This window comes from Metapseudomonas boanensis, assembly GCF_018704125.1.
In the GTDB taxonomy this organism is placed as follows: Bacteria; Pseudomonadota; Gammaproteobacteria; order Pseudomonadales; family Pseudomonadaceae; genus Metapseudomonas; species Metapseudomonas boanensis.
Window position 1 is genome coordinate 1 of record NZ_JAGTIS010000062.1, and the last position, 681, is coordinate 681.

General features: G+C 60.1%; 2 pseudogenes. Both read right to left on the reverse strand.

Features of this window, described 5'->3' with window-relative positions:
• Positions 1–274, reverse strand: a pseudogene (locus tag J7302_RS26295) (glucose-6-phosphate isomerase); the annotation flags it as partial.
• Positions 275–445: 171 nt separating this feature from the next.
• Positions 446–681 (reverse strand): annotated as a pseudogene (locus J7302_RS26300) (bifunctional 4-hydroxy-2-oxoglutarate aldolase/2-dehydro-3-deoxy-phosphogluconate aldolase); the annotation flags it as partial.

Sequence of the window (681 nt, forward strand, 5' to 3'; positions counted from 1 at the left end):
GTTCGGAAGCATTGATCATTTCACCGCGGAACATCGCCTTGATCGCATCGCCAAGTTGCGCCTCTTCGGCCAGCTTCACCAACAAGGCCAGGGTTTCGGGGCCGATCAGGTTTTTCGAGAAGTCGAGGAAAAGGCCGCAGGCATTGAGGGAGAAACGGTCAAAACGCTGCGGGTCGTCAGCAAATGCATGACGCAGACTGAATTGCTGCATCTCATTGCGGTGGTTCGCCAGTGCTCGCCAATTTTCAAGGCGGGTCGCGTCGAGGGGAGACAGGTGGTGAGGTTGGGTATGCACGCTAGTGGAACCTCCAGGTAGAGAACCTGTGGGGGCGAATTCATTCGCTATGCAGGCCGCAGGCCTGCCATGAAAGTCCCTTGGGGGCACTGCATGCCCCTCAGCGAATGAATTCGCCCCCACAAAAAGCAAGCAGAGCCTCGGCCGGTATCACCCCAGCAGTTTCAGCGCCTCGGCCGAGGACGTTTCGACGCGCTGCCAATCGCCTTCGCGAATCCAGGTCTTGTCCATCATCCAGGTACCGCCGACGCACATCACATTGGGCAGCGCCATGTAATCACGCAGGTTGCCCGGGTTGACGCCGCCCGTGGGGCAGAAGCGGATGCCCGGGAAGGGGCCGCCGAAGGCCTTGAGGGCCTTGATGCCACCGCAAATCTCGGCAGGGA